Origin of the sequence: Nocardia sp. NPDC052316 (genome assembly GCF_044547795.1) — a bacterium.
Taxonomy (GTDB): Bacteria; Actinomycetota; Actinomycetes; order Mycobacteriales; family Mycobacteriaceae; genus Nocardia.
The window spans coordinates 381,681-401,297 of record NZ_JBIUBB010000007.1 but is presented as its reverse complement, the minus strand read 5'-3'; the positions used below and the strand labels follow the sequence as shown (position 1 = coordinate 401,297).

The window sequence follows — 19,617 nt, the reverse complement described above, 5'->3', positions numbered from 1 at the left end:
TGGAACTCCTATAGCAGTTGGTCAGGCGTGATGGGGAGGGCGCGGGGGCGGGTCCCGGTGGCATGGTGGATGGCGTTCGCTATTGCCGCTGCGGCGCCGACTATGCCGATTTCGCCTGCGCCGCGGGAGCCCATGGGGTTGGTATGTGGGTCGGTTTCGTCGAGCCAGATGGCTTCGATGTCGCCTATGTCGGCGTGGGAGCTGACGTGGTAGGTGGCTAGGTCTTGGGTGACGATGTGGCCGTAGCGAGGGTCGCGGACGCTCTCCTCGTGCAGGGCCATGGAGAGGCCCCAGGTCATGCCGCCGATGAGTTGGGAGCGCAGCATAGTGGGGTTGATGGCGCGGCCGATCGAGAAGACACCGAGCATTCTGGGCACGCGGATCTCGCCGGTGTACCGGTTCACCCGCGCTTCGACGAACTGGGCGCCGAAGGAGTGCGTGGCGAAGTTCTCGGCGTCGGGGTTCTCGTCGGCCTCGACGGTGACCGCTGCACCCGGAGCGGGAGTGGTGCCGTGTTCGGCGCGGAAGGCTCGCGCGGCGGTGACTATCGCGGTGCCCCAGGAGGTGATGCCGGAGGATCCGCCTGCGACCGACGCGGCGGGCAGGTCGGTGTCGCCGATCTGTAGCCGGATCGACTCAGTGGTACAGCCGAGGGCGTCGGCCGCGATCTGGGTGAGCGAGGTCCAGGTGCCGGTGCCGATGTCGGCGGCACCGATCTGGACGATGTAGTCGTCGTCGGCGGTGAACTCGATGCGCGCCGCGTTCCCCGGTGACTGGGTCGCGGGATAGGTGGACGCGGCGACGCCGGTGCCGATCAGCCACTCGCCGCTGCGGCGGCTGCGCGGCGCGGGATCGCGTGCGGCCCAATCGAACTCGGCGGCGCCGCGGCGCAGGCATTCGATCAGGTGGCGGCCGGACCATGGCTTGCCCGACTCCGGGTCGGCGGCGGGCTCGTTGCGAATCCGCAGTTCGATCGGGTCGACGGCGCAGGCGACGGCCAGTTCGTCCATGGCGACCTCGGCGGCGAACATGCCTGGCGCCTCACCGGGCGCGCGCATCCAGAAGGGCACGGGCACGTCGAGGGCGGCGAGGCGGTGGGAGGTGCGGCGGTTGGGGACCCGGTACATCATCCGCGACGCCACCGCGGTCTGCTCGGCGAACTCCTTGACGCGCGAGGTCTGTTCGATGACGTCGTGGGCGAGCGCGGTCAGTTTCCCGTTCGAGTCCGCGCCGAGCCGGATGCGCTGGATCGTCGGAGTTCGGTAACCGACCAGCGCGAACATCTGCTGCCGGGTGAGCGCCAGCTTGACCGGCCGTCCGCCGCTGCGTTGTGCGGCCAGCAGTGCGAGGACGTTATGGGCATGCGGGGCGCCCTTGGAGCCGAAGCCGCCGCCGACGTGTGGCGCGATCACCCGCAGGTCGTCGGGTTCCAGCCCGAACAGCGGTGCGAGGGCGGTGCGGACGGTATGCACGCCCTGGGTGGAGTCGTAGAGGGTGGCTTTCGGGCCGCCGTCGCCCTCCGGATGCCAGATGGCGATGCACGCGTGCGGTTCCAGCGGGTTGTTGTGTTCTATCGGCGTGGTGTAGGTCTGGTCGATGGTCACCTCGGCGGCGGCCAGTGCCGCGTCGACGTCGCCGACGTCGGTGTCCGTCGGAAACGACGAGCTGACCTCTTCCGGCGCGTACAGATTCGCGCTGTCGCCGCGGAATTCGACCTCGGCTTGTCGGCGCCGATAGGTCGTCACCACCAAAGTTGCCGCATGCCTGGCGATCTCGGGGGTCTCGGCGATCACCGCACCGATCAGCTGGCCACGGAAGTGGACCTCGTTGTCCTGCAGGATGGTCAGCTCGCCGTCGGAGGTATCCGCCAGCGTCGGCGCGTCGAAGACGGTGAGCACGGCGACGACTCCGTCGAGTCGAGTGGCGGCGGTGGTATCCATGGCGCTCACCTGGCCGCGCGCGATGGTCGCTTGCACCGGATGGAGATATGTCGGCTGGTCCACCTGATGTTCGAAGGCATACGGTGCGGCACCGGTGACTTTCGCGGGGCCGTCGAGGCGAGTGGGCGAGGTGCCCATAGCGGCGGCTTCGATGAGAGTCATGAGTGTACCTGCTCTGCGGTGGCGGGTTCGATGAGTGACCGCAGTGTCGCGACCAGTGTCCGACGGGCCAGCTCGACCTTGAATACGTTGCCTTCCAGCGGTTTTGCCTGAGATAGCTCGGATTCCGCTGCCGCCTCGAAGGCTTCCTCGGTCGCGGGGGAGCCTTGCAGGACCGCCTCGGCCTCGCGGGCTCGCCATGGCTTGTGCGCGACGCCGCCGAGTGCGACTCGCGCAGCGGCGATTTCCCCGCTCTGGGTGCGCGTCAGTTCGGCGGCGACGGAGACGAGCGCGAAAGCGTACGAAGCACGGTCGCGGACTTTTCGGTAGGTCGAGCGGGCGCCGGTGGGTGGGGCGGGCAACTCCACTGCGGTGATGAGCTGGCCGTGCGTGAGTACCGTGTCGAGTTCGGGGCGGTCACCGGGCAGTCGATGGAATTCGGTGAGCGGAATCCGTGACTCGCCGTTGCCGCCGACGACCACCACCTTCGCGTCCAGCGCCGACATCGCCACGGCCATATCCGAAGGATGAACGGCCACACAGTGTTCCGACGCGCCCAGGATCGCGTGGTAGCGGACGTAACCGCCGATCGCGGCGCAACCGGAACCCGGATCGCGTTTGTTGCACGGCGTAGTGACGTCTTGGAAATACACACATCTGGTCCGCTGCAACAGATTTCCGCCGGTGGTTGCCAGATTCCGCAGCTGCCCCGATGCGCCGGACAGTAAGGCGCGCGACAGTGCGGGGAACCTGGAGCGGACCAGCGGGTGCACCGCCAGATCGGTGTTGCGCACGCCTGCGCCGATCCGCAGTCCGCCGTCCGGCAGTTCGGTGATCTCGCCGAGCGGCAGCTGCCCGATGTCGACCAGTAGCGACGGCGCGGCCACGCCGAGCTTCATGTGGTCGACCAGGTTCGTGCCACCCGCGAGATACACCGCCTCGGGCCGGTCCGCGACCGCCGCGACCGCGTCCGCGACGGTGCCCGCCCGTCGATATTCGAAGGGGATCATGCCGACGCCGCCTGCCGGATCGCCGCGAGAATATTCGGATATGCGGCACAGCGGCACAGATTCCCGCTCATCCGTTCCCGGATCTCGGTGTCGGTCAGGGCAGGCTCCGCGTCGAGATCCTCGGTGACGAAGCTGGGTTGCCCGGCCGCCACCTCGTCGAGCATGCCGACCGCCGAGCACACTTGGCCCGGCGTGCAATACCCGCACTGGAAGCCGTCCTGCTCGAGGAAGGCCTGCTGCACCGGGTGCAGATCGTCACCGGCGGTGAGCCCGGCTGCGGTGACGACGCGAGCACCGTCCTGGGCGACCGCGAAGGTCAAGCAGGTAGTGGCGCGGCGACCGTCCAGCAGCACCGTGCACGACCCGCACTGACCGTGATCACACCCCTTCTTCGGTGCCGTCACGCCGAGATTTTCCCGCAACGCGTCCAGCAGGGTGGTGCGATTGTCGACCCGCAATGTGTGTCGCACACCGTCGACTTCCAGGTGGATCTCCGAATGGGTCCTGGCAGATTCCATGATCGCGGGATATCCCCGCCGGCACCGCTCAATCAGTTCGGATGGACGGTGGAATCGGTTGTCCACCTCGAACCCGGCCGGAATCCTCGGGTACGTAGGTCGTAGGTCGCCGAACGCACCGGCGAAGCACTCTCAATAGCCCTGGGGTTGTTGCGTTGCAGCGGCAAACACGTGGTACGCCCTGGGGGTTGCGTTCGCAGCGGCAAACACGTGTTCTGCGAGACGGCGCCCTGGACCACTACTTCGGCGAAGACGACCAGGGCGTCACAGTCGCCCGTCTCAGGGGCGGACGGCGGTGACCAGGCGTGCCAGCGTGGGTAGCGAGAGCGGCGTGTCGGAGGTCTGCTCGGTCGTGTGGCCGACCGAGTAGAGGTAGTCGGCCAGGGTGATGCCGGTGGCGTACCAGTCGCGTGCGGCGAACCATTCCACAGCGTCGCTGCGCTGCTCGTTGTAGATCAGGTGGGCCCAATCGATCCAGCTGCTCGGGGCGGAGTCGGGGTCTTCGAGGAGGGCGGTGTGGGCCTGGTCGGGGAGCGGGTCCAGCTCTTCGATGGCGACGCGGCTGCCGGGGGCGCTGGTGCGGTCGACAGCGGCGAACAGTTGATCCACGGCGGTGGCGGGGAGGTAGGGGAGTAGCCCTTCGGCGAGCCAGGCGGTCGGCGCGGACGGATCGAAACCTTTCTCGCGCAACGCCTGCGGCCAGTCCTCGCGCAGATCGACCGGCACCTCGCGGCGGTCGGCGCGTGGCTTGTCGCCGTGCGCGGCCAGCGTCTGCCGCTTGAACTCGAGCACCTGCGGTCGGTCGAGTTCGTAGACGACCGTGCCGTCGGGCCAGGGCAGGCGGTAGGCGCGCGCGTCTAGGCCCGCGGCCAGAATGACGATCTGGCGCACGCCCGCGGTGACGGCCGCGGCGAAATAGTCGTCGAAGTATTTGGTGCGCGCGGCCTGGAAGGTTTGGAAGGGCAGGCCGAAGGCGGGGTCGAGGAGTGGATGGTCGGCCGCCTTGCCGTCTAGTAGATCGGCCCACTCCGGTCCCGCGGCACGCACGAAGACCTCGGCGAGCGGATCGACGGCCAGCGGATTAGGGCCGCGCGCGGCCAGTGCCCGAGCCGCGGCGACGAACAGTGCCGTGGACCCGACGCTGGTGTTGATGTCCCAGGTATCTCCCTCGGTACGCACAATCGCCAACATACCTGCCATCTGGAACTATTGCACCAACTCGTCGGTTTCTTTACGACGCCCGAGCGGGCACTTCCTCGGACCCGCACATCGAGCCCGGCGTGCCGACCGACGGAACGAAAAAGCACACCGAGCGACCCCGAGTCGGCGGTTCTTCCGATCCCGGGGTCGTTGGTGGGGCGTCGGCAATGATCAAGCCGCTGCGGCGGTTTCGCGCTCCCGGGTCGCCGGGGTGGGCCAGCGGCGGTGGTCGGCGTCGATGACGTAGACGTGGCTGTGCCGGTAGAAACGGTCGTCCACGCGGACGGCGTCGGCGAGGCGGGCCGGGTCGATGGTGCCTATCTCGTGCAGGTGGGTCACCACCTCGGGGTCGTGACGCGGCCACATCCGCAGTGCCACAGCGATTCCCGCGCCCGCGAGCGTGGTGAGAGTGACCCAGGTGGCGGTGAAACCGGCGACGGTGGTCAGCCATCCGGCGATCGGGTAGGTGATCAGCCAGGCCAGGTGCGACAGCGAGAACTGCGCCGCGAAGAGCGCGGGCCGGTCGGCGGGTTGCGATGAGCGCCGCAGGACCTGGCCGATCGGTGTGAGGATCGCCGCGGTGCCCGCACCGACCACCGCCCATACCGCGATCGCGGCGGTCCAACGCCAGTCACCGCTGCCCGCGGTCGACAGCGCGGTGCCCGACCCGAGACCGAGGAGCAGCGCCGCCGCGCCTGCGAGCATGACCGGCCGCGCGCCGATCCGATCGAGGACGCCGGGCAAGGCCAAGGCGATCACCATGGTGCCGAACCCGTTGGCGGCCAACAGCATCGCCACTCCGGATTGGGTACCGCCGAGGGTGTCTCGGACGTAGTTCACGGTGTTGACCATGATCACCGATCCGGCGGCCGCGACCACGAGGTTGAGGCCGAGCAGACCGCGCAGCCGGGGCGTCGCGGCGAAGATCCGCATGCCGACGGTGCTGCGCTCCCGGAAAGAGCCCGGCGTGACCGCGGTCGCGTTCGGGATACGGGTGGCGAGCACCAGCGCGGCCGAGACGACGAATCCGATGGCCGTGCCGACGAACAGCCAATGGAAGCTGATCACCGCCAGTGCGGCCGCGGCGAGCATGGGGCTCAGCAGAGTCTCCATGGTCGCGGCCGTTTGGGCCGCCGAGAGCGCCCTGGTGTACGCACGCTCATCGGGCAGGATATCGGGAATGATCGCCTGATATGTGGGAGTAAAAGCGGCAGAGGCGGTTTGCAACAGGGCGATCAGCAGGTAAATCTGCCACACCTGTTCGATGAACGGTAGCGCCAGTACCACTACAGCTCGAATCCCGTTGAGTGACACAAGAAATAGTCGACGGGGGAAGCGGTCGGCGTAAGCGGCCACCATCGGCGCGACGGTGACGTAGACCAGCATCTTGATGGTCAGTGCGGTGCCGAGCACGGCGGCAGCGTTACCGCCGGCGAGCTCGTAGGCGAGCAAACCCAGTGCGACGGTGGTCAATCCGGTACCGAAGAGAGCCGACAGCTGGGCGGTGAAGAGTTTCCGATAGTCACGGTGAGCGAACAGCGTGGCGCTCATGGGCGTGGAACGCATGGGAGTTACCTTTACGAATCAGGTGGGGTGGGTCACGGAGGCCGGGACAGCAGCACTCGCACATGAAGAGGTCCTTTCTGCGTGCGGGACGAATATCCTTACCCGCGAACGATTTCAGAGATCAGGCGGCATTCGCGGTGAAGGCGGCGGTGCGCACGACATCACCGTGCTTGAAATCCAAGAACAGCCGGTAGGTGCCGGGCCCGGGCACGACGGTGTGGAACGCGACGTCGGGGCCGGGCGCGGTAACCCCGTCGCCGGGTTCACCGTTCGGGTGCACGTGCACGTAGGCCAGATCGCCGGCGCGGATGACCACCAGGTGTCCGTAGGCGGCCAAGTAAGGCTGCAAGTCCGTGACCAGCTCGCCGTCTTTGCGCACCGTGAGGGTGAGCAGTCGCCCCTCATCCGGGACCAATTCGCCGTCGAGGGTCACTTCGTACCCATCCACGAGGGCGGTGTGCGCGGCCGCCGGGGTCGGGTGCGGCTCGTACGCGCCTGCGACAGCCAGATCCGCGCCGAGGGTAATGGTCTTACCGAGCGCTCGCGGCGCGATATCGGTGAAGACGCGATACATGCCCGCGGCGGGGAGGTGCAGGCGGGTGGCCCAGGTCCCGTCGGCGGCGAGTTCCGGATGCACGTGCCAGAACCCGGTCAGTTCGCGCTGCACCACGATCAGATGCAGTCGGCGATCGTGGATGGCGGTGTACTCGGTGACCGGTTCGCCATCCGGGCCGAGGATGCGGAATCGGAAGTCGATCGCACCGGGTGTGGTGATCGGCTCGAGCAGTTGCAAGGTGTAGCCGTCCTGAGTGATCAGGAGTCCGCCGGGCAGACCGCCACCGTGTCCGGCGTGGGTGTCAGGTGCCCCGTGCCCGCCATGTCCGGCGTGGTCGAGCGGAGCCGCATGTCCGGTGTGCTCACCATGCCCGGCGTGAGTGCCTGGAGTTCCGTGCTCATCGTGTCCTGCATGCGCGCCGTGGTGATCGGTGTGGATCGGTGTGGTCATCGTCTCGTCCTTTCGGTCTTGGTCTTGCTACGGAAAACATATACCCCCTGGGGGTATAAAAACAATCCGAAGAAACATGACGCGCCTCACACTTCCCGCGGCCGAGCCGCCGACGTGAAACCGTTTGCGCCCGAGGGCGATAACCGCTGGATCGGCAGTAATGCCCCACGTCACTGCGGGATCCCGCGACGGCGGAGATCGCGGCGCTGCCAGCCGTACTCGACCGGCGCAACAGCGCAACCAATGGTAAAACTGCTGCACACAAAGGAATTCGCTATAAGTGCTGGCTGTTGCTTACGATTGCCAGAGCTGGCGGGCCGAAATTCGGCCGACCACGCGGTGTCTCGAACTCGGGCAGCGGGGATAGACGCGCCGAGCCGGAGGTTCGCACCGTGCGATCGAACAGTGCTGTAAAGATGAGGATGCCGACGTAGCGGGAAGACGGCGGTAGCGGGTCGGGTCGGTGCTCCTGCCGGTCCATGCCCGCACGACAGAAACTGGTGGAGGGCGTTGAGGTGTTGAGGTGTTGACAGCGCGGCTACGTGCTCCGGCCGAGCTGTTGGCGGAGGCGCGGCAGCGAGACGGCCGGTCGTGGTTGGCGCTGTCGGCAGCGTTGCTCGGCGGTGCGGTACTGCTCGGCTGGCGGGCCAGCGCGTACGGCAACTGGATAGTCGACGACGCAGGCATCACCTTCGCCTACGCCCGCAGCGTCGCCGACGGCCTCGGCCCGGTGCTGCAACCCGGCGCACCGTCGGTGGAGGGGTTCTCCAATCCCACCTGGCTGGTCGTGCTGGTGCTCGGCAAATGGGTCGGCCTGTTCGACCGCGGCTCCCTCTTCGGCGTCCCCGACTACGTCCTCTTTCCCAAGGCGTTCGCCCTGCTCTGCTGCGTGGGGATCCTCGCCGCCTGCTATGTCGCCGCCCGCCGGGTGTCGCGATGGCCCGCGGTGATCACCTTCGGGACCGCCGCGGTGCTCGCCGCGATTCCCTCCTTCGTGATCTGGTGCTTCTCCGGTCTGGAGAACTCGCTGTTCGCGCTGGCGGTGTGCGTGTTGGCGGTCCATCTGTTCCTGGCGGTGCTCGACGATCGGTTGTGGACGCCCTCGGTGGCGGTGATCGCCGGTGGGCTGGCCGCGTTCGCCGCCTTGACCCGTCCCGACGGCCTCATCTATCTGGCCGCGTATCCCGCGGTCTCGCTGATCCTGGTGCGTCGCGCAACATTGCCCGCAGCCCTCCGATGCGGGTTGTATTCGGCACTCGCCTTCGGGATCCCCTTCGGGGCCTACTTGCTCTGGCGGATTGCCGAATTCGGCAGGCTGGTGCCGAACACCGCGGTCGCGAAACATCAGGCGACGCCGACCGTGCATGACCTGACCAGGGCGGGCGATCTGGTGCAGTACGCGGGCGCACCCGCAGTGATCGTGGCCATCGGCGTGGTCGGCCTGACCCTCGCGCCTTCGAGTAAATGGCGCGACGGCGCGGTCGCGTTGCTGGCACCGCTGGCCTTGGCGGTAGTCGCTTACTGCGTGCTGCAACCGGACTGGATGGCGCAATTCCGGTTCGCCACCCCGGTGTGGGCGCTGGGTGCGTTCGTTGTCGTGCTCTCGGCGGGAGAACTGCTGGAGCGGCTGCGCCGACGTGGCCGGGTCCTGGTCGTGCTGACCCTGATCGGTGCCATGATCCCGTCCGGCGTCGCGTTCGCCGAGGCCGGCGACTCGTACCGCGCCGACGCCGATGTGCCGCTGTGCTGGATCGCCATGCGATTCGGACGCCTCTTCAACGGCTACGCGGACGTCGCAGGCGTCCAGCAGGGCAGCTTGTTCGCACCTGACATGGGTGGCACGTCGCTGACCTCACGCCTGGAACTGATCGACATGGCCGGCCTCGTCGAAGCGCGGATCGCGGACATCTACGCGGGCAACGACGCCACCGACCTCAGCGACTACATCTTCGAGGAACGCAAACCCACCTTCATCCATTCGCATGGGATCTGGCTCCCCAACGAGATCACCTTCGACGCGCGAATCAATCGCGACTACTACCAGATTCACCGCTCCCTCGACCCCAACGTGCCGGATGAGGACTGGATCCGCAAGGATGCGGTTCGCGACGAAGCCAAGCTGCAAGAACTGCGCGAGTACGCGGGCAAGGTCCTGCCTACCCTCTTGGTGGAGTCCCAGAAATCAGGCTGTGGACCAACCCTGCGACGAGGTCAAACGCTGACGAACTGACGCGGTCGGGCCCGTCACTGGCCTCGGTCCGCAGCTCACGGCCCCGGATGCACCGTTAGTGCATCTTTTGATGTTTGTCGGGTACCTGCCAAGCATGACGTCGATATCGGATCCACGGCTGGACGACGAAAGCCCCACGGCGGGCACCTACGACTCGCGGACCGTCGCGGCCGTCGGAAAGCTCACCGAAGCACTGGAAATCGTCGAAGTGGCGCGCGGGCATCTCTACAACTTTCACCGCGAGACCGGAACCGCGGACTTCGCCATCGAGGAAGCCGCCGAACTACTTCGCGCAGCGGGACACGACGAATTGGCTGATCAGCTCATGCGCGACCTCGTCGGGCGCAACGTGCTGCCGGGTCGGTGGACCTTCCAGGTCGTCGAGGACTACGACGCGACCTACTACCGCTGCGTCCGGGACTGGGAGGAACGAGCGCGCCAGCTCACCGGCGGCCACCGCCATCTCCACGAGGCCGAACTCAAAAGGCGGCGCCGCACCGACGGGCGGCGCGCCCACGAGGCCACCCCGGCGGAGCGCGCCGAATAATCGGCCGTGTTGCATCGAGTTTGCATCATTACTGCGCTACGATTTGCGAGCATCCAACGGTAGGAGGCTCGGTGATGAGTAGCTTCGGGCAGACCACCGAGGGGAGCGGCGGTGATGTGAGCGCGGTGAGTCGGTGAACAATGATGAGCCGCTGGTCGAGTACACCGTCGGGATGGTGGCCCGCACGCTCGGCGTCCCGGTCGCGACGTTGCGCAGCTGGAATCGGCGATATGGCCTCGGCCCGCCGCAGCATCTGCCGGGCCGGCACCGGCACTACACGCAGACCGATCTGGCGGTGACGTCTCGGATGGTCGACCTGGTGCGGGCGGGCGCGAGTCCGGCGAGTGCGGCCGTGGCCGCCCGCGCGGCGGCGGGTCCGGTGCCCGCGCGCGGCGACATCGTGCCGGTGCTGTCGGCGGCCGAGCGGCTCGACCATGCCGAACTGCTCACCGCGATCACCGCGCACGTCATCCACTACGGCGTCGTCGCGACGTGGAACCACTTGTGCCGCCCCGCTTTCGCCGAGATCGTCCGCAGGCAGCTCGGCGGCGCCGGACTGGTCGACGTCGAGCACCTGCTGTCCTGGGCGGTGACCACCAGCCTGCACCGGGCGGTGCCGCTGCTGCGCAACTCCGCCGATCGGGCGCCGATCGTGCTCGCCTGTACCGACGGCGAGAGCCACGTGCTCCCGTTGGAAGTGTTGCGCGCCGCGCTGGCCGAGATCGGCCTGCCCGCGCTGCTGCTCGGCGCGTCGGTGCCCGCCGACGCGTTGGCCGCGGCGCTCGCCAAACATGAGCGCAGGCCGGTGGTGGTGCTGTGGTCGCAATCGCGGGACACCGCGCATCCGGTGCCTGCGGACCGCTCGCGGGCGGACTGGGTCCTGGCCGGGCCGGGGTGGCTGGAACGCGCGTCGTCGGCGGCGGCCGTTCGGGTCAACTCGCTCGAGTCGGCTATGGATGAAGTGCAGCGTGCGGTGGGGCCGGAGCTTCGCTGACCTGCGCTTGCGGCGTGTCGGGCGCAGCGCGCCAATATGTGCATCGTTTTTGAATCATTTGCGGGTAGCATCGTGGGTGACCGGACCGACGATGGCGTCGAAGGGTCGACCGGCGCGGCGGTCCACGAGATCGAGGGCGGTCGCCTCGGTGCCGGGGTGCCCGTGCGAGGTCCGGGCAAACGGTCCGGATGTGCGGTGATGACAGCGAAGGAAGCTCGGCATGGCTCGATATCTCGTGGCGGTGAGTCCCATACCCGGTCATGTGGCGCCCATGCTCGCCGTCGCGGCGAACCTGCGCCGACGCGGCCATGAGGTGCGGATGCTCACCGGTGCGGCCTTTCGCGCGACCATCGCGGCGCAGGGCATGCCCTGCTCGGTGCTCCCGGCCGACGCGGCGGTGACCAGGTCAGCGCCCGCGCCCGGCGGTACCCCGAACCTGATCCGTCGATGGCGAACCGGGCGCTCGGAGCTGCGCACGGGTTTCCTCGACCCGGTCGTCGCGCAGTTTCGCGCGTTGACCACCGAGTTGAGCCGGACGGATTTCGACGCGGTGCTCGTGGACGGGATGTTCACCGGCGCCATTCCGCTGCTGCTCGGACCTCGGTCGCGGCCGCCGGTGCTGGCCTGCGGTGTCGTGCCACTGATGCTGTCGAGCGCGGACGCACCGCCGTTCGGCATGGGCTGGCAACCGCAACCAGGCCGCGACTACACGGCGATGCATCGGTTCGTGCGGCAGGTGCTGTTCCGCGATGGTCAGAGTCGGTTGACGGCGATACTGCGGAGTCTCGGTCTCGGGCCCGCACCCGTTCATCTCGTCGATTGGCCGGTGCTGGCGGACCGGCTGCTCCAGTTCACCGTGCCGGGCTTCGAATATCCGCGGCGCGATCTGCCACCTTCGGTGGTGTTCACCGGGCCGATACCGATCGACAGCCCCAACGACGCCGTGCTGCCGAACTGGTGGGACGAGCTGTCCGGCGCGCGGACCGTCGTCCATGTGACCCAGGGGACCTGGGACAACGCAGATCTCGGCCAGCTGGTGCGCCCGACTCTCGCAGCGTTGAGTCGACGCGCGGAGGTCCGGGTGGTGGCGTGCACCGGCGGTTCCCGCGACGTGCTCGGTCCGCTGCCTGCGAATGTTCACGCCGCCGACTTCGTTCCGTACGGCCGGCTGCTGCCGCGCGTAGACGTGATGATCACCAACGGCGGCTACGGCGGTGTGCAGCAGGCGCTTCGGCACGGCGTGCCCCTGATCGTCGCGGGTGACACCGCCGACAAGCCGGAAGTCGCGGCGCGCGTGGCGTACACGGGCGCGGGCATCGATCTCGGCACCGCGCGGCCCGGACCTGCCACGGTGGCAGCGGCGGTGGACCGCGTGTCGAATAACGGCGAATTCCGCGCCGCGGCAGCCAGGTTGGGTCGAGAAATGGCGAAAGCCGCGCCTTTCGATGTGATTTCGGATGTCCTCGCCGAGGTCGGCGCGGATCGGTCGTTGACCCGGATGTCGGCCTCGCGAAACGGAGAATGCCGGTGAGCACACTGTCTTTCGACTCTGCCCGGACCTCGTCGGCGCCGGGTCTCGCGATGGGGTTCGAGCGTTGGCGTGCCGATACCCGTGCGCTGGTCCTCGACGAGCTCACCGAATTCCTGCGGCGGGTGCGGGTGGCCGAACTCCGCGCCGCCGGCGTCGATGACGTGCTGGCCCAGTATGCCCTCGGCGGTAAATGTCTGCGCTCCACCTTCATGTACCTCGGCTGGCTGTGTGCCGCCGAACCCAACCCCGCCGCGCTGCGCGCGTCGGCCAGCTTGGAACTGTTGCACGCCTTCGCATTACTACAGGACGACGTCATGGACGCCGCCGTCCTGCGGCGCGGAGTCGCGGCAGCACACCTGCGCTTGGCTGTGCCGCACCGCGGCGGGCCCGAGGCGCCGCCACGGTTCGGTGAGTCGGCCGCCATCCTGCTCGGCGACATGTGCCTGGTGTGGGCCGAGCAGATGCTGCGCGACAGCGGTGTCGGCACCGCCGAACTGGCGCGGCTATGGCCGCGCTACGACGCGATGCGGGTCGAGTTGGCGATGGGGCAGCTGGCGGATCTGGCCAACGACGCGCGGGAGCGCCCGACCCTGGACACGGTGCTCGACATCGCCCGCGCGAAATCGGGCAACTACACCGTCCGTCGCCCACTCGAATTGGGCGCGGCGCTGGCGGGCGCCGCCGGGTCGACGCTGAAAGCCCTCGGCCACTACGGAACTCGGATCGGCGAGGCCTTCCAGCTGCGTGACGATCTGCTCGGGATCTTCGGTGCGGCCTCGATCACCGGCAAGCCGCAGGACAGCGATCTCGGCCAGCACAAAGCCACCAGCGTGGTCGTCGCGGCGTTGGACATGGCCGAGGCGAGCGCGCGACGGGAACTGTCCGAGCTGCTCGACCGGCCCGAACTCGACGCCGCGGCGATCGAGCGCTGCCGGATGTTGATCGCCGCCTCCGGGGCCGCCGAACGCATCGAAGCCATGATCGCTGACCGGGTCACCGACGCGCTGCGCGCACTGCGCACCGGCGCGCTCGGCCCCGAGCCGCGCCACGCACTGGAACAGATGGCGCTGCTCTGTACCGCACGGCAGCTGTGACGAGAGGAAGCTGATGCGCACAGTCAAGGGACGTACCGACCACGTCGTGGTGGTGGGAGCGGGGTTGGCCGGCCTCTCGACCGCGATCCATCTGGCCGGACGTGGGCGGGCCGTCACGGTGGTCGAACGCGAATCGGCGCCCGGCGGCCGGATGGGGCGGCTCGACCTGCGCGGGTATCACATCGACACCGGCCCAACGGTTTTGACGATGCCCGGGTTGATCGACGAGGTCTTCGCCGCGGTCGGCGAGCGGACGTCGGATCGGTTGGACCTGGTCCCTGTCGACCCGGCCTACCACGCGATCTACGCCGACGGCCGCACCCTCGACGTGCACAGCGACGAAGAGCGGATGGTGCGGGCGATCACCGCGTTCGCGGGCGCCGAGCAGGCCGCGGGCTATCGTAAGTTACGTGCGTGGCTGAGCCGCCTGTACGCGGCGGAGTTCGACGGGTTCATCGCGGCGAACTTCGAATCACCCCTGTCGATGCTGACGCCCGCGCTGGCCAGGCTGGCCGCGCTCGGCGGATTCCGGCACTGGGACGGCAAGGTCGCCGAGTACATCACCGATCCGGAGTTGCGGCGGGTCTTCACCTTTCAGTCGCTGTATGCCGGAGTCGCACCGGACCGCGCGCTGGCCGCCTACGCGGTGATCGCCCACATGGACACCATGGCCGGGGTCTATTTCCCGCGCGGCGGCATGCGGGCGGTACCCGACGCGCTCGCGGCGGCGGCCGAGGCCGCCGGCGTGCGCTTCCACTACGACGCGACGGTGACCGAGATGGTGCGCGAAGGCGGCCGGGTAGTCGCGGTACAGACCGATCGAGGCGAGCGGATAGCCTGTGACGCAGTCGTATTGACCACTGAGCGGCATCGTTCCTACCAGCTGCTCGGGCATCGATCCCGGCGTCCCATCGCCGTCCGGCCCGCGCCCTCCGCGGTGGTGCTGCATGTGGGCTGCGCGCGGGAATCGCGAATTCCGCACCACTGCTTGCTGTTCGGTGCGGCATGGCACGAGGCTTTTCGCGACATCATCAAGGAAGGCCGGGTCATGTCCGACCCGTCGTTACTGGTGACGCGGCCTACGGCGGGTGACCCGACCTTGGCGCCGGAAGGCCGTGATCTGCTCTACATCCTCGCGCCGGTGCCCAACCTCGCGCAGAGCGAGATCGACTGGGCGCAGACGGGGCCCGAGTATGCGACCGAGATTCTCGAGCTCGCGCGGCGCAGACTCGGCGGCTCGCTCCTGCGCGACGCCGAACTGCTGCGAGTGGTCACCCCGGACGACTGGGCAGGCCAGGACATGCTGGCGGGCAGCCCGTTCGCACTGGCGCACACCTTCGCCCAGACCGGCCCGTTCCGGCCGACCAACATGATTCGCGGTATCGACAACGCGGTCCTGGCCGGCGGGTCGACGGTGCCGGGCGTCGGTATCCCACCGGTGCTGATCTCCGGACGGCTTGCGGCCGACCGCATTACGGGGACTGGGCAACGATCCGTTCGCCCCGCCGGCTCGGCGATGGATCGGACGTCGAAATGACGCGCGCCGAACTGGACGCGGCCGGCATCACCGATCCCGGCCTACGACGGTCCTACCACCTTTGTCGCGAGCTCAACGCAGCCCACGGCAAGACCTTCTTCCTCGCGACCAGACTGCTCGCGCCCGACCAGCGCCCGGCCGTGCACGCGCTCTACGGCTTCGCCCGGCGCGCGGACGACATTCTCGATGAATTCCGGCCGGAGCTGACTCCCGCGCAACGGGCGGCCCGATTGCAGGTTCTCGCTGAGCAATTCAGCAATGCCGATGCGGCGGGTGACCCGGTGCTCGCCGCGGTGCTGCATACCGCGGACACCTATCGAATACCGCGCCGCCTGTTCGACGCGTTTTTGGAATCCATGCGCATGGACTTGTCGGTCACCGATTATCCGAATCGAGCGGCCCTGGACCGGTACGTGTACGGGTCCGCCGAGGTGATCGGGCTGCAACTGCTGCCGGTGCTCGGCACTACCGAGTCGGTGGAGGCCGCTGCCCCGTACGCCGCCGCGCTCGGAAAAGCGTTCCAGCTGACCAACTTTCTGCGCGACGTCGACGAGGACCTGGCACGCAACCGCGTCTACCTGCCCGCCGATGAACTGGCGGCGCACGGCGTGGATCGGGAGCTGCTGCTGTGGTGCCGTACGCACCAGCGGGTCGACCCGAGAGTGCGTCGCGCACTGGCCGAACAGCATGAAATCACGAGGGGCATCTATGCTTTCGCGCGCCGCGGCATCGACCTGCTCGCACCGCGCTCGCGTCCCTGCGTGGCGACAGCATTGGTGCTGTACGGGGAGATCCTCGATCGCATCGAAGCCAATGATTTCGAGGTGTTCGGTCGTCGCGCCACGGTCGGCACCGCGCGTCGCATCAGGGTCGGTGCGGCGGGTCTGCTGCGCGCGTGGCAGGCGCGCCGGACGCCGGTTCCCGGCCGGTCGGGTCCGGACACCCCGCAATCGCTCGATGCCGTCGATCATCGTGAGCACGGCTGAGGAGGCCTCATGGATCACTGGCACTACCTGCTCGTTCTGCTCGGCTGCCTGGCGGTGACGGCGCCGCTGGAGTTCCTCGGCCCCGGGGTATATCGGCGGCCTCGGGTGCTGCTCGGTGCGCTGTGGCCGGCCGCCGCGGTGTTCGTGGTCTGGGATCTCCTGGCGATCGCCGCGGACGTCTGGGGTTACCACGACCGCTACGTGCTCGGGGTGTGGCTGCCCGGCGGGATGCCGCTCGAAGAACTGCTGTTCTTCGCCGTCGTGCCGCTCTGCGGGCTGCTCACCTACGTCGCGGTCGACACGCTGCTCGGTGTGGGCCGACGGTGGCTGGGCAATGCCGGGAAGCCGGTCGGCGACGCCGGAAGGGCAACGGGACGATGAATTTCACCGGAGTGGGGTACACCCTGCCCGCCGTCGCGGCGGTGATCATCGTGTGCCTGATCGAGGTAATGGTGTTGCGCACCGGCCTGTTTCGGCGACCGGCCTACTGGCTGACGATGCTGATCGTGCTGGGTTTCCAGATCCTGGTCGACGGCTTCCTCACCAAACTCGACGCGCCGATCGTGCTGTACAACCCGGATCACATTCTCGGGCTACGGTTTCCGTGGGATATCCCGGTGGAGGACTTCCTGTTCGGATTCGCTCTGGTGACCGCCGTCCTGCTGGGCTGGGAGCGTACGCTGCAGCGCCAGTCGAAGGCGCGGCAATGAGCATCGAGTACGGCCGCGATCGGCGGCGCGTGCGCTACCCGGCAACGCCGGGCCTGCGCGATCTCGGCAGGAACGGGCCGCGCGTGGTCGTGGTCGGTGCCGGAATCGCGGGCTTGGCCGCCGCGACGGGCTTGGTCGAACGAGGCTGCCAGGTAGAGGTGGTGGAGCGGGAACGCTACCTGGGTGGACGTGTCGGCGGCTGGACCGAACAGCTCGCCGACGGCACGCCGGTGGGGATGAACCGCGGCTTCCATGCCTTCTTCGCGCAGTACTACAACCTGCGAAAGTTGCTGGCGCGCAGCGATCCTCAGCTGAGACAGCTGCGCAGGCTGGACGACTATCCACTGGTCGACGCCGACGGCCGCCGGGACACCTTCCGTGGCCTGCCCCGCACGCCGCCCTGGAACGCGCTGGCCTTCGCACTGCGCAGCCCCACCTTCCGGCTGCGCGACCTGGTCCGGATGGATCCGCGTGCCGCCGCGCCGTTGGCCGCGGTGTCGGTGCCCGACATCTATCACCGGCTCGATCACCTGGACGCGGAAACCTTCCTGCGCGGCATCAACTTTCCGGAGGCGGCCCGGCATCTGGCGTTCGAGGTGTTCTCGCGCAGCTTCTTCATCGAACCGCGGCGTATGTCCGCGGCCGAGCTTGCCGCCATGTTCCACATCTACTTCCTCGGCTCCAGCGAAGGCCTGATCTTCGATGTGGCACAGGACAATTTCGATGTCAGCCTGTGGGCGCCGCTCGCGGAATACCTGACCGCGCCGGAGCGACCCGGCACCGTCCGGTTCCACACGGGGGTGTCCGTCGAGCGGATCGACAGCGCGGGCGAGGGATTCCGGGTGGTCGACGACACCGGTGCGGTCTTGACCGCCGACGCGGTCGTGCTCGCCACCGACGCGGGCGGCCTCCGGCGTGTGGTCGCCGCGTCGCCGGAGCTCGGTGACGACGAATGGCGTTCGCAGGTCGCCGGATTGGCACTGGCCCCGTCTTTTGCGGTGCTGCGGCTGTGGCTGGATCGGCCGGTGCGCGCGGACCGGACCTGCTTCCTCGGCACCGGCGACCTGGACCCGCTCGACAACATCAGCGTGCTGGATCGCTATGAACGCCAGGCGGCGGACTGGGCCGGGAAGACCGGCGGCAGCGTCGTCGAACTGCACGCTTACGCGGTTGCCGAGACTACTCCCGCGGCGCAGGCCAAAATACGCAAGGAGCTGTTGGCGCGGCTGCATGCCATATATCCGGAGACCGCCGCCGCGAACATCGTGGGGGAGACGATGCTGTGGCGACAGGATTGCCCGCGCTTCTCGCCCGGCGACTTCGCGACCCGCCCAGGTGTTGTCACGCCGCACCCCCGGTTGGTATTGGCGGGCGACGGTATTCGCGTCGAGCTACCGGTGGCCTTGATGGAACGCGCCGCGACCACGGGGTGGCTTGCGGCCAATTCCCTGCTACGCCAATGGAATGCGGCCGGACACCGACTGGAATCGGTGCCCGCCCACGGCCGCTCGGCGCTGTTGCGCGCTTTGGCTACTCGCGAAAGGCAGGTTCGGTGAAAAGCTCTCCCTTGCAGCGATTCGCACCGGAGAAGTGGTCGCGGCAGCGGCCGACCTACCAGGACGCGGACCCCGGACTGATCGCGGCTGCGCTGCGCTGGTCGCAGCAGCGTCCCTCTGGCAACTGGTATGTCATCGCCGCGAGCCGGGCGATCCGTCGCGATCGTCCCTTCGCCACCAAGGTCGCCGGCCGCGAGATCGTCGCCTGGCGCGACGATTCCGGTGCGCTGCACATCGGTCCCGGCGTGTGCCCGCACCTGGGTGCGCCCCTGGCTTCGGCCGAGGTCGAGAACGACGCGTTGATCTGCCGGTGGCACGGTCTGCGGGTCGGCGCCGACGACAGCGCCTCGCGCTGGTGCCCGTACCCCGGCTATGACGACGGGGTACTGGCCTGGGTACGCCTGGACGCCGTCGGCGGTGAAGAACCGACCGATGTGCCGGTGCTCGGCGCGCGCCCCGCCGACACCACCGTGCATGCGGTGACCCGGCTGGTCGGGGTGTGCGAGCCGCGCGACATCATCGCCAATCGGCTCGACCCCTGGCACGGCGCATGGTTCCATCCGTATTCGTTCGCCCGCCTCGACGTGACGCGGACACCGCCACGCGACGGCATCGCCGAGGAGAACCACGCATTTCTGCTGACGGTGACCTTCCGGGTGACCCGGAGTCTCGGCGTGCCGGTGGCGGCGGAGTTCCGCTGTCCCGACCCGCGCACCATCACGATGCGAATTCTCGAGGGGGAAGGCGCGGGGAGCGTGGTCGAAACGCACGCCACCCCGCTGGGTTCCGGCCCCGACGGCCGGGCGCGCACGGCGGTGATCGAGACGGTGATCGCCAATTCCGACCGTCCCGGCTTTCGGCACGCGCATCGGGCGCTGCCGGTGCTGCGCCCGCTGATGAACCGGGCCGCGACGCGACTGTGGCGCGACGACATGGACTACGCCGAACGCCGCTACCAGCTGCGCACTCATCAGAACTGAGTCGGACGGCGGCGACGGGGTATGCCGTCCGATGTGTAGGTCGTCGTGGTCCG

General features: G+C 68.3%; 17 protein-coding genes. 11 read left to right on the top strand and 6 right to left on the bottom strand.

What is annotated here, in order from left to right:
* Window positions 1-8: 8 nt before the first annotated feature.
* From ACIHA7_RS33355 to ACIHA7_RS33330, 6 genes are all read right to left on the bottom strand, one after another.
* Window positions 9-2,102, bottom strand: coding sequence for a xanthine dehydrogenase family protein molybdopterin-binding subunit (locus tag ACIHA7_RS33355; RefSeq protein WP_397295130.1), 2,094 nt, complete (start codon window positions 2,100-2,102; stop codon window positions 9-11).
* Window positions 2,099-3,109: an FAD binding domain-containing protein gene (locus ACIHA7_RS33350; RefSeq protein WP_397295128.1), complete on the bottom strand. Its 1,011-nt coding sequence runs from the start codon at window positions 3,107-3,109 to the stop codon at window positions 2,099-2,101. The genes ACIHA7_RS33355 and ACIHA7_RS33350 overlap by 4 nt, the downstream gene beginning before the upstream one ends.
* Window positions 3,106-3,627, bottom strand: coding sequence for a 2Fe-2S iron-sulfur cluster-binding protein (locus ACIHA7_RS33345; RefSeq protein WP_397295126.1), 522 nt, complete (start codon window positions 3,625-3,627; stop codon window positions 3,106-3,108). The genes ACIHA7_RS33350 and ACIHA7_RS33345 overlap by 4 nt, the downstream gene beginning before the upstream one ends.
* Window positions 3,628-3,906: 279 nt before the next feature.
* Window positions 3,907-4,806, bottom strand: a complete 900-nt coding sequence (locus ACIHA7_RS33340) for an SAM-dependent methyltransferase (RefSeq protein ID WP_397295125.1) — start codon at window positions 4,804-4,806, stop codon at window positions 3,907-3,909.
* 192 nt (window positions 4,807-4,998) lie between these two features.
* A complete protein-coding gene (locus tag ACIHA7_RS33335) occupies window positions 4,999-6,378 on the bottom strand; it encodes an MFS transporter (RefSeq protein ID WP_397295549.1) in 1,380 nt (459 codons plus the stop codon).
* Between the two features lie 136 nt (window positions 6,379-6,514).
* Window positions 6,515-7,399, bottom strand: coding sequence for a hypothetical protein (locus ACIHA7_RS33330; protein ID WP_397295124.1), 885 nt, complete (start codon window positions 7,397-7,399; stop codon window positions 6,515-6,517).
* A 523-nt stretch (window positions 7,400-7,922) separates the two neighbouring features.
* Between ACIHA7_RS33330 and ACIHA7_RS33325 the strand changes: the two genes are divergently transcribed.
* The 11 genes from ACIHA7_RS33325 to ACIHA7_RS33275 all read left to right on the top strand — a co-directional run bounded on the left by ACIHA7_RS33325 (window position 7,923) and on the right by ACIHA7_RS33275 (window position 19,564).
* Window positions 7,923-9,629, top strand: a complete 1,707-nt coding sequence (locus ACIHA7_RS33325) for a hypothetical protein (RefSeq protein WP_397295122.1) — start codon at window positions 7,923-7,925, stop codon at window positions 9,627-9,629.
* A gap of 94 nt (window positions 9,630-9,723) precedes the next feature.
* Entirely contained in the window at window positions 9,724-10,176 is a 453-nt protein-coding gene (locus ACIHA7_RS33320; protein ID WP_397295121.1) for a hypothetical protein, read from the top strand.
* Window positions 10,177-10,309: 133 nt separating this feature from the next.
* Window positions 10,310-11,170 (top strand): MerR family transcriptional regulator, encoded by an 861-nt coding sequence (locus ACIHA7_RS33315; RefSeq protein ID WP_397295120.1) that lies wholly within the window; start codon window positions 10,310-10,312, stop codon window positions 11,168-11,170.
* A gap of 220 nt (window positions 11,171-11,390) precedes the next feature.
* Window positions 11,391-12,701, top strand: coding sequence for a glycosyltransferase (locus ACIHA7_RS33310; RefSeq protein ID WP_397295118.1), 1,311 nt, complete (start codon window positions 11,391-11,393; stop codon window positions 12,699-12,701).
* Window positions 12,692-13,795 (top strand): polyprenyl synthetase family protein, encoded by a 1,104-nt coding sequence (locus ACIHA7_RS33305; protein ID WP_397295116.1) that lies wholly within the window; start codon window positions 12,692-12,694, stop codon window positions 13,793-13,795. Before ACIHA7_RS33310 ends, ACIHA7_RS33305 begins: the two co-directional genes overlap by 10 nt.
* A 13-nt stretch (window positions 13,796-13,808) precedes the next feature.
* The gene (gene crtI, locus ACIHA7_RS33300) at window positions 13,809-15,332 is read left to right on the top strand and encodes a phytoene desaturase family protein (RefSeq protein WP_397295115.1); all 1,524 of its coding nucleotides are present in this window, start codon (window positions 13,809-13,811) and stop codon (window positions 15,330-15,332) included.
* Window positions 15,329-16,318 carry a phytoene/squalene synthase family protein gene (locus ACIHA7_RS33295; RefSeq protein ID WP_397295113.1) on the top strand — a complete coding sequence of 330 codons (990 nt, stop codon included), beginning with the start codon at window positions 15,329-15,331 and terminating at the stop codon, window positions 16,316-16,318. Before crtI ends, ACIHA7_RS33295 begins: the two co-directional genes overlap by 4 nt.
* Before the next feature lie 9 nt (window positions 16,319-16,327).
* Window positions 16,328-16,699 carry a lycopene cyclase domain-containing protein gene (locus ACIHA7_RS33290; RefSeq protein ID WP_397295112.1) on the top strand — a complete coding sequence of 124 codons (372 nt, stop codon included), beginning with the start codon at window positions 16,328-16,330 and terminating at the stop codon, window positions 16,697-16,699.
* Entirely contained in the window at window positions 16,696-17,028 is a 333-nt protein-coding gene (locus ACIHA7_RS33285) for a lycopene cyclase domain-containing protein (RefSeq protein WP_397295110.1), read from the top strand. Before ACIHA7_RS33290 ends, ACIHA7_RS33285 begins: the two co-directional genes overlap by 4 nt.
* Entirely contained in the window at window positions 17,025-18,584 is a 1,560-nt protein-coding gene (locus tag ACIHA7_RS33280) for an FAD-dependent oxidoreductase (RefSeq protein WP_397295108.1), read from the top strand. Before ACIHA7_RS33285 ends, ACIHA7_RS33280 begins: the two co-directional genes overlap by 4 nt.
* Window positions 18,581-19,564: a DUF5914 domain-containing protein gene (locus ACIHA7_RS33275; RefSeq protein WP_397295107.1), complete on the top strand. Its 984-nt coding sequence runs from the start codon at window positions 18,581-18,583 to the stop codon at window positions 19,562-19,564. The genes ACIHA7_RS33280 and ACIHA7_RS33275 overlap by 4 nt, the downstream gene beginning before the upstream one ends.
* The last annotated feature ends 53 nt before the right edge of the window (window positions 19,565-19,617 follow it).

Bases quoted from the DNA above. Each gene is read 5' to 3' on its own strand.
- ACIHA7_RS33355 (WP_397295130.1), bottom strand. From the start codon at position 2,102: ATGACTCTCATCGAAGCCGCCGCTATGGGCACCTCGCCCACTCGCCTC.
- ACIHA7_RS33350 (WP_397295128.1), bottom strand. From the start codon at position 3,109: ATGATCCCCTTCGAATATCGACGGGCGGGCACCGTCGCGGACGCGGTC.
- ACIHA7_RS33345 (WP_397295126.1), bottom strand. From the start codon at position 3,627: ATGGAATCTGCCAGGACCCATTCGGAGATCCACCTGGAAGTCGACGGT.
- ACIHA7_RS33335 (WP_397295549.1), bottom strand. From the start codon at position 6,378: ATGAGCGCCACGCTGTTCGCTCACCGTGACTATCGGAAACTCTTCACC.
- ACIHA7_RS33330 (WP_397295124.1), bottom strand. From the start codon at position 7,399: ATGACCACACCGATCCACACCGATCACCACGGCGCGCATGCAGGACAC.
- ACIHA7_RS33320 (WP_397295121.1), top strand. From the start codon at position 9,724: ATGACGTCGATATCGGATCCACGGCTGGACGACGAAAGCCCCACGGCG.
- ACIHA7_RS33310 (WP_397295118.1), top strand. From the start codon at position 11,391: ATGGCTCGATATCTCGTGGCGGTGAGTCCCATACCCGGTCATGTGGCG.
- ACIHA7_RS33305 (WP_397295116.1), top strand. From the start codon at position 12,692: ATGCCGGTGAGCACACTGTCTTTCGACTCTGCCCGGACCTCGTCGGCG.
- crtI (WP_397295115.1), top strand. From the start codon at position 13,809: ATGCGCACAGTCAAGGGACGTACCGACCACGTCGTGGTGGTGGGAGCG.
- ACIHA7_RS33295 (WP_397295113.1), top strand. From the start codon at position 15,329: ATGACGCGCGCCGAACTGGACGCGGCCGGCATCACCGATCCCGGCCTA.
- ACIHA7_RS33290 (WP_397295112.1), top strand. From the start codon at position 16,328: ATGGATCACTGGCACTACCTGCTCGTTCTGCTCGGCTGCCTGGCGGTG.
- ACIHA7_RS33285 (WP_397295110.1), top strand. From the start codon at position 16,696: ATGAATTTCACCGGAGTGGGGTACACCCTGCCCGCCGTCGCGGCGGTG.
- ACIHA7_RS33280 (WP_397295108.1), top strand. From the start codon at position 17,025: ATGAGCATCGAGTACGGCCGCGATCGGCGGCGCGTGCGCTACCCGGCA.